Raw genomic sequence first — 17,608 nt, forward strand, 5'->3', positions numbered from 1 at the left:
ATTGCTTATGCTGTTGATTTTATGAAGAAAATCAAGTTGGCAAGGGATTCGCAACACTTAAAGCGTCACAAGCAATAGTAAGGAGACGACATTATGAAAACGTTCACTAAGACAATCGTAGCTGCAGCTGTACTTGGTTCTACTGCCTTCACTGCCCAAGCAAATGATTGGCAGAACGAGAGTAAAGATGCATGGATTGATGGTAAAGCTGAAACTGTGCTGCTACTGAATGGCAACCTAAACAACTTTGACATCAACACTGATGTGAAAAATGGCAAGGTTATGCTCACAGGTAAAGTGGACAGCGAGGTCGATAAAGAGTTGGCCGAAGAGCTGGTAGTTAGCCTAGACGGTGTAAACGATGTAGAAAACCAGCTAACGGTTATGAACAACGAAGAGGGTATGAGCCACAATGATGATGCAGGGGATACTGGTAGCGACTTAACCGACGCTAAGATCTCAACGGTAATCACTACTCGTCTACTGTTTGACTCAGAAGTAGCTGGCACTGACATTGATGTTGATACTGACCAAGGTGTCGTTACGCTTAAAGGTAACGTTGATAGCGAAGCCGAGCGTGACCTTGCGATTAAAATCGCTGAAAATACAGAAGATGTTCGTGAAGTAAACGATGAACTGCGAGTAATGGCTGAATAATTCGTTGTAAGTTCTCGGTAGAAGGCCCAGCGTTGCTGGGCTTTCCTTTATCTACAAGCAGATGTAACCAGCGGAGCAATTATGGACATTATTAGAATCATTTTCTCAATTCTTATTCCCCCACTCGGTGTATTTTTGCAGGTGGGCTTAGGAATGCACTTTTGGCTTAATATTTTACTAACCCTATTAGGCTACTTTCCTGGCCTTATTCACGCTATCTACATTATTGGGCGGCGTTAAATAAGGAACCAAGTCGCGGTTCCAAGGAATGCGAAGATACCTACGATGTCGGTAACTGTGGTCAGCACTACATTACCGGCGAGCGCCGGGTCGATATTCATTCTCTTCAGAATTAAGGGAATAACCGCACCAGCAATACCCGCAGCGAGGAGATTCATAAACATCGCAAAGGCGATCACTAAACCGATTGTTAAATCCCATTTCCAAAGCGCAATGGCGCTACCGATGAGCAAGGCCCACAGCACCCCATTCAAGGCCCCGATGGCCAGCTCTTTGGTCAGTATAAATTTCTGGTTGGTGGCATTAATATGGCCAAGTGCGAGGCCACGAATAACCAAGGTCAGCGTTTGCGAGCCAGCCACGCCCCCCATTGACGGCACAATGCCATTGAGCACGGCTAAAAATGGCAAGATACCCAAGGTGGTTTCGAAAAAGCTCGCCACAAATGCGGCCAGCATAGCGGTCAATAAATTTACTCCAAGCCAAACGGAGCGCCGTTGAGTACTTTTAAATACTGGAGCGAAGGTATCTTCTTCATCATCTAGACCAGCTAAGCTCAGTAAACTGTGTTCAGCGTCTTCACGGATAACATCGACGATATCATCAATGGTAATACGCCCAAGTAAGTGCGCTTGATCGTCGACCACAGGGGCTGAAATCCAGTTGTGACGCTCGAACAGCTGCGCCACTTCAGACTCATCCATGGTGATTGGAATAGACTCACACTCTTCATCCATGATGTCACGCACGATGGCATCTGGCATGGTGGTTAGCAAAGAGCTCAATGGCATTGAGCCTAAAAAGCAGTTATTTTTATCGACTACGTAGAGCTCATCGGTGCCTTCAGGTAACTCGCCTTTGAGGCGTAAGTAGCGCAAGACCACATCAACAGAGACATCGGGACGGATAGTCACTGTATCGGTATTCATCAGCGCCCCAGCTGAGCGCTCCTGGTAAGACAGAGCCGTAGTTGCACGGTCTCTATCTTGAATATCCATCGCCTCAATAACGTCTTTATAAACGGGCTCTGGTAAGCTTCGTAATACTTCCCCTAAGTCATCATCGTCCATGTCCTCTGTCGCTGCGGCGATATGCTCAGGCTCCATGCGTGAGATAATGCTCAGGCGTACATCTTCAGAGAGCTCTTCAAGTACATCACCTTGGACATCAGGGTCGACGAGCGCCCATAGTTTAGAACGTGTCTTATGGGGCGATGATTCTAATAATAATGCGGTATCACAGGGCGCAGTTTTGGCGAGAAGCCTGCGTACATGAACAAACTGGCCGCTATTAAGAGCTTCGGTGACTTCTTGAAGTTGTTGCAGCGGGTAATCTTGTTCATAGGCTTCTGGCATAGGCATCCCTTAAATACAAAAAATGGGGTGGGAAATAGCGTGCAAGCAAGCGCTTACAAGCCGTTGATTAGTTTAACCTAACTAAATCAATGATAGCAAAAGTAAATGCCTAAGGGTTATTCTTGTTCGTGGAACTTTTCTGCAATGAGCGCCCCGATAGCAGCTAACGCGGCATCGGCATCAGGGCCTTCACACTGCACGCGCACTTCCTTACCTTTGCCGCTCTCAAGGAGCAGTAAAGCCAAGACACTGTCGGCCTGTGCGCTCTTATCACCTTGATATAGCGTTATTTGGGCATCAAAATTCATCGCCAGTTGCGCCAATTGTGAGGCTGCACGAGCATGTAGGCCTAACTTATTTTGAATAATAAAAGTACCTTCAACCATCACTATTTTTCCTGCTCTCGATGGCGAATTTTCACGTTCGGATAGGTATCTAAAAAGCGCTCTCCCAAGGTTTGGGCAAGGTACACTGAGCGGTGTTGACCTCCAGTACAGCCAATAGCAATGGTCAAATAACTACGGTTATTACGCTCTAAGTGCGGTAACCAAGTTTGTACAAAAGTTTGGATCTGCCAAGTGAACTTTTGCACAATTGAGTGGCTGGCTAAATAGTCTTGAACGGGTTGGTCTAACCCTGTGAGCGCCTTTAGTTCAGGTTCCCAGTGGGGGTTGGGGAGAAACCGCACATCAAACACATAATCAGCATTCTTTGGAATGCCATGTTTAAACCCAAAAGACTCAAAAGTGATCAGTAATTGCTTGTCTTTTTTACCCAGCACTTTTTCACGGATCATCTCCGCCAACTGGTGAACGCTGAGCTCAGTTGTATCAATAATAAAGTCGGCGTGGGAGATGAGTACATCAAGAAGCTGCTTCTCTTCACGAATAGCGACATCCAACGTCATATTTTGCATTGATAAGGGGTGTAGCCGACGAGTTTCAGAGAAACGCTTAATCAACGTTTGTTCGTCACTATCAAGGTAAAATAGCGAAGGCTTAGCAAACTCAGGCAGATAAGCGAGAATGTCGTTAAATTCATGCTGCTCTTTGGGCAAATTGCGCACGTCGATACTGACGGCAATTTTGTCATAATTTGCCGAAACACTGCGCACCAAAGAGGGGAGTAAAATAACCGGGATGTTATCTACGCAATAGTACCCAAGGTCTTCGAGCACCCGTAACGCGACTGATTTTCCAGAACCCGAGCGACCACTGACAATGATAAGTTCCATCCGACAACTCCTTGTTTTACCCCAAGACGCACATTTAAACGACACCATGAATCAATACGGCGCGCATTAGTCGGCGATCAATTGATAAAGCTCTTGATCGCTGCTGGCTGAGCGCAGTTGTTTACACAGTTGTTTGTCTTTTAGTTTATCAGCAATTGTCGCTAAGGTCTTCAGGTGTTGTTCAGTCTCATTGGCCGGCACTAAAAGTGCGACAAAGATATCCACCGGAAGGTTATCAATGGCATCAAAGTTAATGGCTTCGCGATTAGTTACAACAATGGCAATGGTACTGTCGATACCATCGAGACGGCCGTGCGGAATAGCAACGCCTTTACCTATACCGGTACTGCCCAGCTTTTCGCGGGTCAGCAAAGCATCAAGTACCGATTGCTCGCTGAGGTGAGGGCTGTGCTGATGTGCCACCTGAGAGAGGTACTCCAGCATTCTTTTTTTGCTATTAAAAAGGACCGCAGCTTTGCTGCAGTCCTTGCTAAAGAGTGAATCTAGGTTCATGTTAGTGACGAGATAATTTCTCTTTATGTTTAATCACTTGACGGTCGAGCTTATCAATTAAGCCGTCGATCGCCGCATACATATCCTGGTGCTCTGCGGTTGCGAACAGTTCACCACCGTTAACGTGAAGAGTAGCTTCTGCTTTTTGTGTTAGTTTTTCAATATCAAGAATGACATGCACATTATTTATATGGTCAAAGTGACGCTCTAATTTTGCAAATTTGCTATTCACATAGTTGCGAAGAGAATCAGTGATTTCTACGTGACGACCGGTAAGATTTAATTGCATAAGCATTTTCCTTCTTGTCTAACGTCTATATCAAACTTTTACGCTGATTTGACGGTGGAATGGCTAGCGATTCACGATATTTAGCTATCGTGCGCCGAGCCACTTTAATTCCTTGCTCGGCTAGTACGTCGGCAATCTTGCTATCACTCAACGGCTTAGCAGGATTCTCCGCAGCTACTAGCTTTTTGATCAATGCTCGAATCGCTGTGGACGAGCATTCACCTCCGTTTTCGGTTGTAACATGGCTGGAGAAAAAGTACTTCAGCTCAAAAATACCCCGTGGTGTATGCATATACTTTTGGGTGGTCACACGGGAAATCGTTGACTCATGCATTTCCACCATTTCGGCAACGTCATTAAGCACCATTGGCTTCATTGCCTCTTCACCATGTTCAAAGAATGCCTGTTGTTGTTGAACAATGCAATTAGTTACTTTAAGTAGCGTATCATTGCGTTGCTCCAAGCTCTTTATAAACCATTTCGCTTCTTGTAAATGCGAGCGAATAAATTGACTATCACTTTGCGACTTACAGCTTCGCGACATTGATGCATAGTGATCGTTAACGCGGATCTTAGGCATACTATCTGGGTTTAATTCAACCACCCAGCGGCCTTTAACTTTCTTCACCGATACATCTGGAATCACATACTCTGACTGCTCTCGCACAATCGTGGCTGCAGGAGTTGGATTTAAACTGTGTATCAGTGTCATCACCTCTTTTAACTGCGCTTCTTTAAGCTTAGTCTTTTTCATCAAGGTGCGATAGTCACGACTACCAAGCAAATCAATATAGTTACAAATTACCTCTTTGGTCTCTTCAAGCCAAGGAGTTTGTGGGTCAAATTGCTTGAGCTGGATCAACAAGCACTCTTGTAAAGAACGCGCACCAATTCCTACTGGATCAAAGAGTTGGATACGCTTAAGGACGGCTTCAATTTCATCGAGCTCGATACCATCGTCTTGTTCGTCATGGTTCAAGCTTTCCAGCAGATCTTCACAACTGACCGTTAAAATGCCGTTGTCATTGATGGCTTCAATGATGGCTGTGGCGATGGCCTCGTCGGTGGCACTAAAAGGTGTTAATTGCAGCTGCCACATCAAATAATCGTGCAGCGACTCGGTGGTTTCGCCTTGATAGATAGACTCATCTTCTGGCATAGGCCCAGAGGAGGCAACGGGAGCCGCACTAATATACTCATCCCAAGACACATCCATGGGCAAGTCCTCACTGATGGACTCGTTGTTCATGGCATCAGCACTTTCAACTTCATCTTTGCTGGCACTGGCCGTCTCGGCGATGTCGTTATTTTGGCTGTCGGACGTCGACTCTTTTTGCTCTTGGTTGTCGTTATTGTCGGCGTAATTGTCTTCTTCAACTTCAAGTAATGGGTTGGCGTCCAACGCCTCTTGAATTTCTTGTTGGAGATCCAAAGTACTGAGCTGCAACAGGCGAATCGCTTGCTGCAATTGTGGGGTCATTGTTAATTGCTGGCCTAGGCGCAGCTGTAATGATTGCCTCATGTATCTCTAACAATCCTTTAATCGTTATAATCTAAACTGCTCACCCAAATAGACGTCGCGAACCGTTTGATCGGCAAGAACTTGCTCTGGAGTGCCGGAAGCAATGAGCTCGCCATGGGAAACAATGTATGCGGTTTCACATACGTCTAGGGTCTCTCGCACATTGTGGTCGGTGATTAATACACCAATGCCACGATTGCGCAGATGCTCTATGATTTTCTTTATATCTAACACTGAAATAGGGTCGACACCAGCAAAAGGTTCATCCAACAAGATAAACTTGGGGTTTGCCGCCAATGCTCGCGCTATTTCTACCCGGCGACGTTCGCCACCAGATAACGCCATTCCTTGTGAGTCTCGAATGTGCTGTATATTGAACTCATCAAGCAGGCCCTCAAGCTCGCTTTCACGCTCGGCTTTGCTTAAGCCCTTGCGGGTTTCTAGGATGGCCATCAAATTTTGAAAAACTGTCAGCTTTCGAAAAATAGATGACTCTTGCGGTAAATAACCAATACCTAAGCGCGCACGAGAATGCATCGGCATCAAGGTGATATCCTCATCATCAATACTGATGGTGCCTTTATCACTGGGTACCAAGCCGACTATCATGTAAAAAGTAGTTGTCTTACCGGCTCCATTAGGGCCGAGCAAGCCGACGATACTACCCGCTTGCACCTCTAAGCCAACACTTTTGACGACCTCCCGGCCTTTATAGCTTTTCGCTAGTTTTTGTGCTTTAAGAGTCGCCATTATTGCTCTTTCTCCGGCGTATCGTCACTTTGTGGTGTTAATGTTGTGCGCACTCGTGTGCTGGAGTTTTCATCTTTTTCAGCGGTGATCAGCTGTTTGGCAATATCATAGCTTATGGTTTCGGCAACGATATGCTGGTCGGCCATGGCAATCTTGGCATCACCTTGAATTTTAAGGGTTTCAGAGGCGACATCATAACGAATTTCCAGCGCCTGTGCAGAAATCTCTGTGCCATCTTCCATCACTTCGGTGTACACGGCTGGTGAGCCGGTGGCTACGAGCAATTGCTTGTTATCCCCCAATTCTGGACGACGGTGAGCTTCAAGGCGGTCAGCTTTTATTTCCCGTTTGCCGTGAACAATATGCACGTTCTTATCAAAAATAGTGATATTTTCTTTGATCAGTGCTTGTTGTTTGTCGGCATCAATTAACACTTCCTTGGCGGTGATTTGCTCAGCAATCGCGCTGGCAGAGCACAAGCCAATTGCGATGGATGTAATTAATGCACTGATTTTATTGGTCATAATATATTGTTCGCGTATGTTCTGTTAATTCAACTATCTCTGTATTGAGGTCTGCTTTCAAGCCTTGCCCAGTGATCTTCATATTCGGGCCACTTAATACTACAGCCTGCTCGGACTCCATGCGCTGGCTATCTATATCAACTTGAATGGCCTCAGCGCTGACCTTCTCAATCATCGCCCCTTCTTTTAAGTTGGTGGCGGTGACGTTATTTTCCAAGATCAAAATATTGTTGTTGTATAAAGTCGCTTCATCGGCGTTTACCTGCCAATTTTCTGTTTCACCGTATAAGGTAAACACCGGCTTGGTGAAATGCGTAAACCCGAGCTCTTGATACAGCTCCATTTCTTCAGCATAAACGGTGTGGCTTAACTCACCCTGATCGTTATAACTAGTCTGACTTAGCCCGGTTGCAATATAGTCGGGCGTGGCGATATGGTCTTGCTGAGCGACACCATCATCTGTGGACTTCATAAAATAAGGGTACCAAAGCCACGCCATCGCGACGATAAATAGCAGTGATATGAGCGCTCTCGCTGCGTTCATGTGCTACTTCCCTGTGTTCCCAAGCTATGGCCTTGGGCCAGCATCAGCAAATCTGTGAGCTCACGCACAGCGCCAAAACCACCCGGTAGCAAGGTAGTGTAATGGGCGATTCGCTTAACCAGTGGATGAGCGTCGTTAACCGCTACGGCGAACCCCACTTGCTCCATCACCGGTAAATCAGGGCCATCATCACCAATGTAGGCTATTTGCTCATCGCTTAGGTTTAATGTGCGTTTTAACTGTGCATAGGCTTCGAGCTTATTCTCTTTACCTTGATAAATGTGGGGGACACCTAGGCTTTGCATTCGCGTTTGTACTATCTGTGATTGTCGCCCGGTGATAACAGCGACTTCAACACCCGCATTGAGCAACGCTTTAATGCCAAACCCGTCTTTGGTATTAAAGGCCTTTAACTCCTCGCCTTGGTTGCCTAAGTAAATACGGCCATCTGAAAACACGCCATCAATATCACAAATTAACAACCGAGTACGTTGTGCACGTTGCCATGCGCCTTCGTCTATGGCTTGGTATAACTCTGAAAACAACACTAAATCACCCCCGCGCGCAATAAGTCTTGCGTATTCAGCGCGCCAATGGGACGTTGCTCGTGGTCGGTCACAATAAGTCCATTAATGCGCTTTTGTTCCATAATTTTCAGTGCTTCCGCCGCCAGCATATGAGCATCGGCAGTGGTGCAGTTCGGAGTCATTACCTCAATCAGCGCGGTGTTGTGAATATCCACTCGCTGCTCCAATACGCGGCGTAAATCGCCATCGGTAAATAGCCCTACCAGTCGCTCACTGTCATCGACAACAGCGGTCATGCCTAAGCCTTTGCTTGAGATTTCTAATAAGGCATCTTTAATGCTTTGTGATTGATGACTGCGTGGCACGTCATCGCCGCTATGCATAACATCATTCAAGGTCAGTAATAAGCGTTTACCTAGGCTACCGCCGGGGTGGGAGAGGGCAAAGTCATCGGCAGTAAAGCCTTTGGCTTCTAATAAAGCAACAGCAAGTGCATCGCCCATTGCCAAGGTTGCGGTCGTGCTTGCGGTGGGGGCTAAACCCAGTGGGCAGGCTTCTTGCGATACTTTAATACAAACATGGGCATCAGCTAAGGTCGCCATACTTGATTGAGGATTGCCAGTCATGGCAATCATGGGCGCGCCAATACGTTTAATTACCGGAATAATGCTCACAATTTCATGTGTTTCACCAGAGTTAGAAATGAGCATAACGATGTCATTTTCAGTGATCATGCCTAAATCACCATGGCTGGCCTCACCTGGATGCACGAAAAAAGCGGGAGTGCCTGTACTTGCTAGGGTCGCGGCAATTTTATTACCAACATGTCCTGATTTACCCATGCCAATAACAATGACTCGGCCGCTACAAGCCATGATCATCTCGCACGCTTGAATAAATTGTGCGTCTAAATACTGATGTAACTCCTGCAAAGCGGTTTGTTCTATTTCTAAAACCCGTTGTGCGGTGGCAATAAAGCTTTGGCTCATACTATTACTCTAGGCTAACTGACTAAAAATATATCCTTGGTAGGCAAAAAATGCGACTAGTAAAAAGCCGCCCTCGATTCTGTTGATACGCCGTGCGCCACGAAAGTTCAAACTCATGGCAATAAGTACCACCGTTGCCGCAATCATAATTAATGCATCACGGTTAGCGGCGGAGGGGTCGATAACCGACGGGTTTAAAATACCGGCGATGGATAGGACAGCGAGAATATTAAATAGATTCGAGCCAACAATGTTGCCCAGTGCTAAGTCATCTTCATTTTTCAGCACCCCAGCCACACAAGCAGCAAGTTCCGGTAAACTAGTGCCAATGGCGATGATGGTAAGCCCAATAACTAAATCAGAAAGGCCAAAATACTGAGCTATATCCACGGCTGAGTCGACAATAAAATGCGAACTGATGGGCAGCATCGCCATCCCGATAATTAACCAAATCAGCGCGGACTTGGTGCTTACCCCACTGGGTATTTCATCACAGACTTCACTCACCAAGGGATCGTCATCATTACTTTTTTGATTGCGTGAAATAACAATCAAAAAAACGATAAAGGTGACAAAACCGCCCGCCAATAACCACCCCTCAAGCTGAGAGAAATAATTATCGGTAAACATATACCATGCAATCAGTGACACCACGAGCACAATGGGCATTTCGCGCTTTAGCGTAATAGAGGACACTGAAAGTGGGCGTAGCAAAGCGGTAATACCTAACACCAAGAGAATATTGGTAATGTTTGAACCAACAGCGTTGCCGACAGCGGTATCGGTTTTATCTGCCAGTGCCGCAGAAGCTGATACCATCATCTCTGGTGCCGAAGACCCCATTGCGACCACAGTCAAACCGATGATTAGGGCTGGCACCCCTAAGTTGCGTGCCAGCGCAGCTGCGCCATAAACAAAACGATCCGCACTCCATACTAGGGCGACAAAACCAGCGACTAGAATGGCGAAAGAGGTGAGCATGATTAATGAGCCATTGATTTAAGTTAAACCTTGGCGCAGATAGTAACAAACTGGGCTGTGTTTGTGTAAGAAAACCGTGTGTTTAGGTGTTCCACTGAGCAGGAATTTGAACGGGCTTACAAAAATTTACAGAATCTTTTTTCCCTCAGCGTAAAAAAACTTTAAAATACGAGGTCTAATGATAGAAATGAGCGGGAGAGCGACTTGTCGCAACCAATAGTAGAAATCAAGGATGTTACCTTCTCGCGCGGAGAGCGTGTTATCTATCAAAATATGGACTTTACCATTCCGAAAGGGAAGATCACTGCTGTTATGGGCCCAAGTGGTATAGGTAAAACCACTTTGCTCAGGCTGATTGGTGGGCAATTAAAGCCCGATTCGGGCGATATTTTATTTCAAGGCAATAGCATTCCAAGCATGTCACGTTCGGCGCTTTATCAAGCGCGAACAAAAATGAGCATGTTGTTTCAAAGTGGTGCGCTGTTTACCGATATGTCGGTGTATGACAATATCGCCTTTCCTCTTAGAGAGCACACTGAACTCAGTGAGGAGTTAATTCGCTTGGTGGTGTTAATGAAACTACAAGCGGTTGGCTTACGTGGCGCAAAAGATTTAATGCCTGCTGAGTTGTCCGGGGGGATGGCACGCCGCGCTGCTTTGGCTCGCGCGATAGCCCTAGACCCTGAGTTTATTATGTATGATGAGCCTTTCGCCGGGCAAGACCCCATCTCTATGGGCGTGTTAGTGCGGCTAATTAAATCACTCAACGAAGTGTTGGGGTTGTCTTCTTTGATTGTTACCCACGATGTGCAAGAGGTGTTGAGTATCGCCGACCACGTGATTATTCTCGCCGACAAAGGGGTGATTGGCAGTGGCAGCCCGGCACAAATGCGCGAACATGAATCGCCCTTAGTGCAGCAATTTTTGCAAGGGCTGTCCGATGGGCCAGTGCCTTTTCACTTTGATGCTGAGCCTTATGAACAGGAGTTGTTGTCATGATGCAGTCGCTGCTTAATTTGTGGCAACGCCTTGGACATAAAAGTCTAAGCCGTTTCGCGTCGATGGGGCGCGCTACACAGATGTTGCTGGGTGCCTTAATTAGTGTTCCTAATGTGCGCAAAGGCACGCCCTTATTAATTCGACAGCTGTATATGGTGGGTTTTCAGTCACTGATTATTATCTTGGTGTCAGGGCTGTTTATTGGCATGGTCCTAGCTCTGCAAGGCTATACCGTATTAGTTGATTACGGCGCTGAAGATAGCTTGGGGCCCCTGGTTGCTTTGAGCCTATTACGCGAACTAGGACCGGTGGTGACGGCGCTGTTATTTGCGGGTCGCGCTGGCAGTGCGTTAACCGCCGAAATAGGCTTAATGAAAGCCACTGAGCAGTTAACGAGTTTAGAAATGATGGCTGTAGACCCGCTAAAGCGCGTCATCTCACCGCGCTTTTGGGCCGGCATGATTAGTATGCCGCTTCTTGCGCTGATCTTCTCTGCTATTGCCATCATCGGCGCACATTTAGTGGGCGTAGATTGGTTAGGCGTAGATAGAGGCAGCTTCTGGTCTATTATGCAAGCGCAAGTGTCGTTCGAAAAAGACGTTCTCAACGGCCTGATTAAAAGCTTTGTCTTCGCCTTATTGGTGACCTGGATAGCCCTCTATAAAGGCTATGACTGTATCCCGACCTCTGAGGGGATCAGTAAAGCGACCACAGAAACCGTTGTGCATTCATCATTAGCCGTTCTTGGCTTCGATTTTATTTTGACCGCCGTAATGTTTGGCGGCTAAAGGATTAACACCATGAATTCGAGAAAAATTGAAATTTTAGTCGGCTTCTTTGTCACTCTTGGTGTGGCGGCGCTGGCAATTTTGGCTTTAAAGGTCGCCAATGCGGGATTAGCTGGTAGTAATGGTACTTATTCATTGCAGGCTAAGTTTGAAAATATAGGATCGTTGAAAACACGCGCTCCGATTAAAGTCGGTGGCGTTGTGGTTGGCCGTGTTGAGGGCATCCAAGTGCACCCCAGTGAATTTGTTCCTGTGGTTGAAATGGCCATCGACAACCAATATGAGTGTAAGTTTTCCGATGCCACATCGGTATCGATATTAACCTCGGGCATACTCGGCGAGCAGTATTTGGGTATTTCCCCGGTCATAGCGAGTGACTCGGCACAGCAAAGTTGTTTAGGCAATGAAGTGGCGCAGGCACAAAGCGAGGATGAGCTTTCGATAGATGCCGTATTTGGCGTACAAACGAAAGCGCTCAAGGATGGCGATATGATCACTGACACCAAATCAGCCTTGGTTTTAGAAGAGCTTATCGGCCAGTTTTTATTTAATCAAAGTAGCGAGTAATGATTATGCGTAAGCTGTTCATTGTTTTAACTGCCGTATTCTTGGCCGCCACTTCTAGCTTACAGGCGCAAGAGGTGGATTTAAGTGAACCTTATAAAATGGTGCGTCAGGTTGCTGATAACACCTTTAAGCGTGTGGAGCGCGATCAACAAAAAATTCAAGCCGATAAAGAATACCTAAAGGTCATTGTCGAAGAAGAGCTGCTGCCCTATATCGACTATAAGTATGCATCTTATCGTATGCTCGCAAGCTATATTCAAAAAGCGCGCAGTATTGAAGACCCCGAAGAGAAGAAGCAGGCGATAGCCCATATAAAGCGCTTTATTGATGTCTTCAAAAACTACCTGGTAACCACCTATGCCGGGGTGTTTACGCAGTACACTAACCAAAAGGTTGAGTTTGCTGCGCCTCGCGATGTTGGTGATGCGAATGTGGTTGTGGTAAAGACAACCATTAAGGACCCAGGGAAACCAGACATTGATATTGGCTTCAAAGTGCGTAAGGATAACGACAACCAATGGCGTGCTTATGACATGATCGCCGAAGGCATCAGTTTGCTTGATGCCAAGCAAAGCGAAATACACGGTATTTTGCGCCAAGAAGGTATTGAGCACGTGATTGATTTACTAGATAAGAAAAGCCAATTACCTGTGCAATTTCGAGGTGATGGTGTCGATGAGTAAGCTGTCGCTGCAACAAATAAAGCCACAGCACTTTGCCATTGCCGGTGAGTTAACTCGCTACAGTGTTGCCGATAAACGCTTAAGTGAGCAACTTATGCAAGGCCAAGAGCAAGTGGAAGTCGATTTGAGCGAAGTGACGCGAGTCGATACTGCAGGCTTAGCGTGGCTTATTCAGGCATCGTCGCAACTGCAACGCCAAGGGCGCCAGTTACAACTAAACCATATACCTGAGCAGTTGCATAAACTTATGCAGTTGGGACAGGTCGAAAGTATTTTTGAGTGAGAGTGATGCAAAGCAGTCAAGTAGAAGCTTTATTAAAACAAGAGCTAGGTCTTGAAGAGATAATCGTAAAAGTAGAAGGGACCCATTACCAAGTAATTGCCGTGGGTGACTGCTTCGATGGGCTCACACCAGTGAAAAAACAACAGCTTGTTTATAAACCCCTGATGGAAAAAATCTCAGACGGCACCATTCATGCGGTTTCTATTCGCGCTTTTACGCCAGAGCAATGGCAACGCGAACGTAAGTTTATCCTTCCGCAGTAATTAGGAATCAGCATGGACCATTTTATTATTCAAGGCGGCACACCGCTCAGTGGTGAGCTCACCATTTCTGGTGCTAAAAATGCAGCATTGCCAATTTTATTCGCAGCGCTGCTGGCTGATTCACAAAGCACGTTTAGCAATGTTCCTAAACTGCGGGATATCAATACCACCGAAGCGCTGTTGAAAGAATTAGGCGCAGGAGTTCGTTGGCAAGACGAGCAATTACTGATTGATGGTGGTTCTGTCGATAAGGTGCTTGCTCCTTACGACTTAGTAAAACAAATGCGCGCATCGGTGTTGGCCTTAGGCCCCTTACTTGCGCGCTTTGGCCAAGCTCAAGTTTCTCTGCCCGGTGGCTGTGCCATTGGGGCACGACCTGTGGATATTCATATTCAAGGTATGCGCCGTATGGGAGCAACTATTGAGGTTGAAAATGGGTACATTAACGCCCATGTCGAAGGTCGGCTGCAAGGTGCGGAAATCTTTATGGATACCGTTAGTGTAGGTGCAACCGAAAACCTGTTGATGGCGGCAACCTTAGCACAAGGTAAGACGGTACTCGAAAACGCGGCGCGTGAGCCGGAGATTAGCGATTTAGCCAAGTACTTGAATAACATGGGCGCTAAAATCAGCGGAGCAGGGACAAGTCGCATCGAAGTGCAAGGGGTAGAGCGTTTGCAGGGGTGTGAGCATGCGATTTTACCGGATCGTATAGAAACCGGAACATTCCTAGTTGCGGCAGCCATGGCAAAAGGCGACGTGTTATGCAAAAACACTGATTATCACAGCCTTGAGCCAGTTATTGAAAAACTGCGTGAGGCGAATGCGCTTGTTGAAGTGACCGACAACAGCATTTACTTAGATATGCGTGGTCGTGAGCTCAAAGCTGTGAATATTAAAACCGCACCTCACCCTGGGTTTCCTACGGATATGCAAGCGCAGTTTACGGCGCTAAATGTGGTTGCTAATGGCAGCGCTACAATTACGGAAACTATTTTTGAAAACCGGTTCATGCATGTACCTGAACTTCAGCGCATGGGAGCCAATATTCGCCTTGAAGGCAATACCGCAATCTGTGGCGATAGTCCTAAATTGACTGGCGCGCGGGTTATGGCGACTGACTTGCGGGCCTCTGCAAGTTTGATCTTAACCGGAATCATTGCCAGTGGTGAAACCCGTGTTGATCGCATTTATCATGTTGATCGTGGTTATGAGCATATTGAAGACAAACTCAGCGCGCTTGGTGCCAATATTAAACGTGTGAGTGAGTAGGCTCGCTATTAACTTGGTAATAGAAAAAGGCCGCTGATAGCGGCCTTTTTAGATGGTAATTTGGGTGTGTTCGATTATAACCGGGTTTCTAGTTCAGCGACGGTGACCGTTAAGGTGTGCGGTTCCCCATCACGGTAGAGTTCCACCTCAAGTTCAGTCCCCGGTTCGGTATTGGCAATGCGCTCCAGTGTTTGTTGGATATTACTCACCGAATGCCCGCCCATGCTGACGACAATATCGCCTTCTTTGATACCAGCTCGCCACGCCGGCCCGAGTGGATCCATTTTATTAATACGCATACCGGCAATGGCCATATGGTTATTAGTGACTTCTCGACCTTGCTGATCGACAGCGGTTACATCCATGCCCATGTAGCCACGCACAACCCGACCATAGCGAATAAGCTTATCCATAACATCCTTAGCGAGAGAGTAGGGAACAGCAAAGAAGATCCCTTGAATATCGAGGTTCGCTCGGGTTTTAAACTGTGCTGAGGTAATGCCGACCAAGTCGCCATGAGAATTCACTAAGGCACCGCCTGAGTTACCGACATTTATTGCGGCATCCATTTGTAGCAGGCTACTGTGGGAGCTGTCGGTTACTCGTTGCTTTCCGGTGGCACTAATAATCCCCTGAGTAATGGTTTGCCCTAAGTTAAGGGGGTTACCAATAGCCAGCACCACATCGCCAACCTGAGGTTTGAAGTCATTATCAACCGGGATAGCTGGCAGATTCTCTCCCGCGACTTTCAATAATGCCAAATCAGTAACGGTATCGAACCCTACTAACTGCACCTCACTAAAACGGCGTCCGTCAGCAAGAATGACCTCGACTAAATCAGCATTATTAATGACATGGTAGTTAGTCAAAATGTAGCCGTCTGGACTCATTAGTACGCCTGAGCCGAGTTCAGATACGGTGTTCTGTCTTTGCATGTAACGTGGCTGAGTCGAGATGCGCTCAGAATACACTGTGACCACTGCGGGCGCGGCGCGGCGTACCGCTTTGGCGTAGCTCATATGGGAGCCAGTAAAGCCATCAGCGGAGAGAATGGGGAGCAAAGCATCACGCAAAGACGGAGTGGCGAGCACAATAATAAAGGCGATACCCAGACCACTTAATAGCGGCAGCAAGGCGAACTTAATCTTTTTCAGCACGAGATAATAATTATTATTTATTTATAAGCTTAGGCAATGATGGCACATAAACGACAACAGCGGCAAGGGCGCCGCTGTTGAATGTTGTTAAAGCACAGCTGGGGTTACTGAATAGGCGCGAAGAAGGTGCTATTGCCACGGCGTACTACCAGCACAATATTACCTTGAATATCTTTGATTAGATTAGCAAGTTCACGCACGGTTTCTACCCGCTCACGGTTGACCTGAGTAATAATGTCGCCCTCTTCCAAGCCCAGTCGGGCAGCCACGGAACGGGGGTCTACCGAATTGATTATTACCCCTTTGATACCGTTACGTTTGCCGGACTCAAGCTCTGCACCGGCTAAGGCGCGATGAATTTCGGCGGCTTCCTCTGTGACGTTGTCGGCTGCGGCTAAGGTCACGTCTAATTCGATTTCTTCATCATCACGGAAAATACCGATTTCCACTTCCTTGCCCTCACCTAGGGTAGCAATTTTGCCGGCTAATTCAGCAAAGCTCTTAATGTCATCACCGTTGACGCTGATGATAACATCGCCAGCTTTGATGCCTGCTTTCTCGGCAGCCGAGTCTTCAACGACGCGCTCAACCATTGCACCTTGTTTAACATCGAGATCCAAGGCTTCGGCATAGCCTGCATCTAATGTGCGCCCAGCAACACCCAATGAACCACGGCGCACTTGTCCATACTCAACAATCTGATCGACTAAGTTTTTCATCATATTAGAGGGGATGGCAAAACCGATACCAACGTTACCACCGGAAGCACCTAAAATAGCGGTGTTAATACCGATTAGTTCACCTTTGAGGTTAACTAGCGCTCCCCCTGAGTTACCTTGGTTGATAGCCGCATCGGTTTGAATAAAGTCCTCATAGCCTTCGATATTCAGCCCACTACGCCCTAGGGCACTGACGATGCCTGAAGTGACTGTGTGGCTTAAACCAAATGGGTTACCGATAGCGACAGAAAAGTCACCAACACGGAGCTTATCAGAGTCAGCGAGTTTGACTTCAGTAAGGTCTTCGCCATCGACTTGTAACAGCGCGATATCTGATTCTTTATCAGCGCCGACGAGTGTCGCTTCGAATTCACGACCATCTTCTAAGGTTACCACCATTTCCTCGGCATCGGCGATAACATGGTTATTCGTCACTACATAACCTTCATCGGCGTCGATGATGACACCGGAGCCTAGGCCACTAAATGGACGCTTTTGTGAACGAGGTTGAGGACGCCCAAAGAAGAAGTCAAACGGGTCGACACGGCGACGCACTTCTTTTGAGCCGGATACACGAATACTCACTACGCCAGGAGTGACGCGCTCGAGCATAGGTGCAAGCGTAGGTAACTGCTGTCCATCTACCGCGACGGGCAGCTTGGCATGAGAGATATTAGGTTGAGCAAGTAAAGTGGCCGATAAAATAGCGGCACTGATGATTGATAACTTCATTTTCATAGTCTGGGCAAACT

23 protein-coding genes are annotated in these 17,608 nt (G+C 46.9%); 9 read left to right on the top strand and 14 right to left on the bottom strand.

From position 1 onward, the window contains the following. Positions 1 to 93 precede the first annotated feature (93 nt). Together EXT46_RS10475 and EXT46_RS10480 are read left to right on the top strand one after the other, a co-directional pair. The gene (locus EXT46_RS10475; protein ID WP_045979157.1) at positions 94 to 657 is read left to right on the top strand and encodes a BON domain-containing protein; all 564 of its coding nucleotides are present in this window, start codon (positions 94 to 96) and stop codon (positions 655 to 657) included. Between the two features lie 81 nt (positions 658 to 738). Beyond that, positions 739 to 897, top strand: a complete 159-nt coding sequence (locus tag EXT46_RS10480) for a YqaE/Pmp3 family membrane protein (protein WP_022945545.1) — start codon at positions 739 to 741, stop codon at positions 895 to 897. Here EXT46_RS10480 and mgtE read toward each other — a convergent pair. The 12 genes from mgtE to EXT46_RS10540 form a co-directional block, all read right to left on the bottom strand. After that, positions 894 to 2,252 (bottom strand): magnesium transporter, encoded by a 1,359-nt coding sequence (mgtE, locus tag EXT46_RS10485; protein ID WP_022945546.1) that lies wholly within the window; start codon positions 2,250 to 2,252, stop codon positions 894 to 896. The two genes, EXT46_RS10480 and mgtE, sit on opposite strands and share 4 nt — an antisense overlap. A gap of 116 nt (positions 2,253 to 2,368) precedes the next feature. Then, positions 2,369 to 2,641, bottom strand: coding sequence for an HPr family phosphocarrier protein (locus tag EXT46_RS10490; RefSeq protein WP_165381105.1), 273 nt, complete (start codon positions 2,639 to 2,641; stop codon positions 2,369 to 2,371). Beyond that, entirely contained in the window at positions 2,641 to 3,486 is an 846-nt protein-coding gene (gene rapZ / locus EXT46_RS10495) for an RNase adapter RapZ (RefSeq protein ID WP_022945548.1), read from the bottom strand. The genes EXT46_RS10490 and rapZ overlap by 1 nt, the downstream gene beginning before the upstream one ends. Before the next feature lie 66 nt (positions 3,487 to 3,552). Further along, positions 3,553 to 3,999: a PTS IIA-like nitrogen regulatory protein PtsN gene (gene ptsN, locus EXT46_RS10500; RefSeq protein WP_130147155.1), complete on the bottom strand. Its 447-nt coding sequence runs from the start codon at positions 3,997 to 3,999 to the stop codon at positions 3,553 to 3,555. 1 nt (position 4,000) lies between these two features. Continuing rightward, positions 4,001 to 4,288, bottom strand: coding sequence for a ribosome hibernation promoting factor (gene hpf / locus EXT46_RS10505; protein ID WP_022945550.1), 288 nt, complete (start codon positions 4,286 to 4,288; stop codon positions 4,001 to 4,003). 25 nt (positions 4,289 to 4,313) lie between these two features. Beyond that, a complete protein-coding gene (locus EXT46_RS10510; protein WP_130147157.1) occupies positions 4,314 to 5,810 on the bottom strand; it encodes an RNA polymerase factor sigma-54 in 1,497 nt (498 codons plus the stop codon). 24 nt (positions 5,811 to 5,834) lie between these two features. Next, complete coding sequence (gene lptB, locus EXT46_RS10515) at positions 5,835 to 6,560, bottom strand: LPS export ABC transporter ATP-binding protein (RefSeq protein ID WP_022945552.1); 726 nt, start codon at positions 6,558 to 6,560, stop codon at positions 5,835 to 5,837. Beyond that, entirely contained in the window at positions 6,560 to 7,084 is a 525-nt protein-coding gene (lptA, locus tag EXT46_RS10520) for a lipopolysaccharide transport periplasmic protein LptA (protein ID WP_130147159.1), read from the bottom strand. Before lptA ends, lptB begins: the two co-directional genes overlap by 1 nt. Further along, entirely contained in the window at positions 7,074 to 7,628 is a 555-nt protein-coding gene (gene lptC / locus EXT46_RS10525; RefSeq protein WP_022945554.1) for an LPS export ABC transporter periplasmic protein LptC, read from the bottom strand. The genes lptA and lptC overlap by 11 nt, the downstream gene beginning before the upstream one ends. After that, entirely contained in the window at positions 7,625 to 8,176 is a 552-nt protein-coding gene (gene kdsC, locus EXT46_RS10530) for a 3-deoxy-manno-octulosonate-8-phosphatase KdsC (protein ID WP_130147161.1), read from the bottom strand. The genes lptC and kdsC overlap by 4 nt, the downstream gene beginning before the upstream one ends. Then, on the bottom strand, positions 8,176 to 9,144 hold the full coding sequence (locus EXT46_RS10535; protein WP_130147163.1) for a KpsF/GutQ family sugar-phosphate isomerase: 969 nt from the start codon (positions 9,142 to 9,144) through the stop codon (positions 8,176 to 8,178). Before EXT46_RS10535 ends, kdsC begins: the two co-directional genes overlap by 1 nt. A gap of 9 nt (positions 9,145 to 9,153) precedes the next feature. After that, entirely contained in the window at positions 9,154 to 10,125 is a 972-nt protein-coding gene (locus EXT46_RS10540; RefSeq protein ID WP_045979160.1) for a calcium/sodium antiporter, read from the bottom strand. A 204-nt stretch (positions 10,126 to 10,329) separates the two neighbouring features. Between EXT46_RS10540 and EXT46_RS10545 the strand changes: the two genes are divergently transcribed. Genes EXT46_RS10545 through murA form a run of 7 tightly spaced genes read left to right on the top strand, consistent with a single transcriptional unit; the run spans position 10,330 to position 14,980 of the window. Then, positions 10,330 to 11,124, top strand: a complete 795-nt coding sequence (locus EXT46_RS10545; protein ID WP_081604435.1) for an ATP-binding cassette domain-containing protein — start codon at positions 10,330 to 10,332, stop codon at positions 11,122 to 11,124. An 8-nt stretch (positions 11,125 to 11,132) separates the two neighbouring features. Further along, complete coding sequence (gene mlaE / locus EXT46_RS10550) at positions 11,133 to 11,912, top strand: lipid asymmetry maintenance ABC transporter permease subunit MlaE (protein ID WP_026111194.1); 780 nt, start codon at positions 11,133 to 11,135, stop codon at positions 11,910 to 11,912. 12 nt (positions 11,913 to 11,924) lie between these two features. After that, positions 11,925 to 12,479, top strand: a complete 555-nt coding sequence (mlaD, locus tag EXT46_RS10555) for an outer membrane lipid asymmetry maintenance protein MlaD (RefSeq protein WP_022945560.1) — start codon at positions 11,925 to 11,927, stop codon at positions 12,477 to 12,479. A 5-nt stretch (positions 12,480 to 12,484) separates the two neighbouring features. Beyond that, a complete protein-coding gene (locus tag EXT46_RS10560; protein WP_130147165.1) occupies positions 12,485 to 13,162 on the top strand; it encodes an ABC transporter substrate-binding protein in 678 nt (225 codons plus the stop codon). Beyond that, positions 13,155 to 13,445 carry an STAS domain-containing protein gene (locus EXT46_RS10565; RefSeq protein WP_130147167.1) on the top strand — a complete coding sequence of 97 codons (291 nt, stop codon included), beginning with the start codon at positions 13,155 to 13,157 and terminating at the stop codon, positions 13,443 to 13,445. The genes EXT46_RS10560 and EXT46_RS10565 overlap by 8 nt, the downstream gene beginning before the upstream one ends. Positions 13,446 to 13,450: 5 nt before the next feature. Next, entirely contained in the window at positions 13,451 to 13,708 is a 258-nt protein-coding gene (locus tag EXT46_RS10570) for a BolA family protein (RefSeq protein ID WP_026111196.1), read from the top strand. A gap of 12 nt (positions 13,709 to 13,720) precedes the next feature. Then, on the top strand, positions 13,721 to 14,980 hold the full coding sequence (murA, locus tag EXT46_RS10575; protein ID WP_022945564.1) for a UDP-N-acetylglucosamine 1-carboxyvinyltransferase: 1,260 nt from the start codon (positions 13,721 to 13,723) through the stop codon (positions 14,978 to 14,980). 74 nt (positions 14,981 to 15,054) lie between these two features. Here the strand turns inward: murA and EXT46_RS10580 are convergent, their stop codons facing one another. Further along, a complete protein-coding gene (locus tag EXT46_RS10580; RefSeq protein WP_022945565.1) occupies positions 15,055 to 16,137 on the bottom strand; it encodes a trypsin-like peptidase domain-containing protein in 1,083 nt (360 codons plus the stop codon). 104 nt (positions 16,138 to 16,241) lie between these two features. Then, the gene (locus tag EXT46_RS10585) at positions 16,242 to 17,594 is read right to left on the bottom strand and encodes a DegQ family serine endoprotease (RefSeq protein ID WP_130147169.1); all 1,353 of its coding nucleotides are present in this window, start codon (positions 17,592 to 17,594) and stop codon (positions 16,242 to 16,244) included. Positions 17,595 to 17,608 lie beyond the last annotated feature (14 nt).

The sequence above is a fragment of the Pseudoalteromonas sp. CO325X genome (genome assembly GCF_004208955.1).
Taxonomy (GTDB): domain Bacteria; phylum Pseudomonadota; class Gammaproteobacteria; order Enterobacterales; family Alteromonadaceae; genus Pseudoalteromonas; species Pseudoalteromonas ruthenica.

What these genes read in the sequence shown, in the direction of transcription:
- EXT46_RS10475 (WP_045979157.1), top strand. Translation starts at nt 94, where the DNA reads ATGAAAACGTTCACTAAGACAATCGTAGCTGCAGCTGTACTTGGTTCT.
- EXT46_RS10480 (WP_022945545.1), top strand. Translation starts at nt 739, where the DNA reads ATGGACATTATTAGAATCATTTTCTCAATTCTTATTCCCCCACTCGGT.
- mgtE (WP_022945546.1), bottom strand. Translation starts at nt 2,252, where the DNA reads ATGCCAGAAGCCTATGAACAAGATTACCCGCTGCAACAACTTCAAGAA.
- rapZ (WP_022945548.1), bottom strand. Translation starts at nt 3,486, where the DNA reads ATGGAACTTATCATTGTCAGTGGTCGCTCGGGTTCTGGAAAATCAGTC.
- ptsN (WP_130147155.1), bottom strand. Translation starts at nt 3,999, where the DNA reads ATGAACCTAGATTCACTCTTTAGCAAGGACTGCAGCAAAGCTGCGGTC.
- hpf (WP_022945550.1), bottom strand. Translation starts at nt 4,288, where the DNA reads ATGCAATTAAATCTTACCGGTCGTCACGTAGAAATCACTGATTCTCTT.
- EXT46_RS10510 (WP_130147157.1), bottom strand. Translation starts at nt 5,810, where the DNA reads ATGAGGCAATCATTACAGCTGCGCCTAGGCCAGCAATTAACAATGACC.
- lptB (WP_022945552.1), bottom strand. Translation starts at nt 6,560, where the DNA reads ATGGCGACTCTTAAAGCACAAAAACTAGCGAAAAGCTATAAAGGCCGG.
- lptA (WP_130147159.1), bottom strand. Translation starts at nt 7,084, where the DNA reads ATGACCAATAAAATCAGTGCATTAATTACATCCATCGCAATTGGCTTG.
- lptC (WP_022945554.1), bottom strand. Translation starts at nt 7,628, where the DNA reads ATGAACGCAGCGAGAGCGCTCATATCACTGCTATTTATCGTCGCGATG.
- EXT46_RS10535 (WP_130147163.1), bottom strand. Translation starts at nt 9,144, where the DNA reads ATGAGCCAAAGCTTTATTGCCACCGCACAACGGGTTTTAGAAATAGAA.
- EXT46_RS10540 (WP_045979160.1), bottom strand. Translation starts at nt 10,125, where the DNA reads ATGCTCACCTCTTTCGCCATTCTAGTCGCTGGTTTTGTCGCCCTAGTA.
- mlaD (WP_022945560.1), top strand. Translation starts at nt 11,925, where the DNA reads ATGAATTCGAGAAAAATTGAAATTTTAGTCGGCTTCTTTGTCACTCTT.
- EXT46_RS10560 (WP_130147165.1), top strand. Translation starts at nt 12,485, where the DNA reads ATGCGTAAGCTGTTCATTGTTTTAACTGCCGTATTCTTGGCCGCCACT.
- EXT46_RS10565 (WP_130147167.1), top strand. Translation starts at nt 13,155, where the DNA reads ATGAGTAAGCTGTCGCTGCAACAAATAAAGCCACAGCACTTTGCCATT.
- EXT46_RS10570 (WP_026111196.1), top strand. Translation starts at nt 13,451, where the DNA reads ATGCAAAGCAGTCAAGTAGAAGCTTTATTAAAACAAGAGCTAGGTCTT.
- murA (WP_022945564.1), top strand. Translation starts at nt 13,721, where the DNA reads ATGGACCATTTTATTATTCAAGGCGGCACACCGCTCAGTGGTGAGCTC.
- EXT46_RS10585 (WP_130147169.1), bottom strand. Translation starts at nt 17,594, where the DNA reads ATGAAAATGAAGTTATCAATCATCAGTGCCGCTATTTTATCGGCCACT.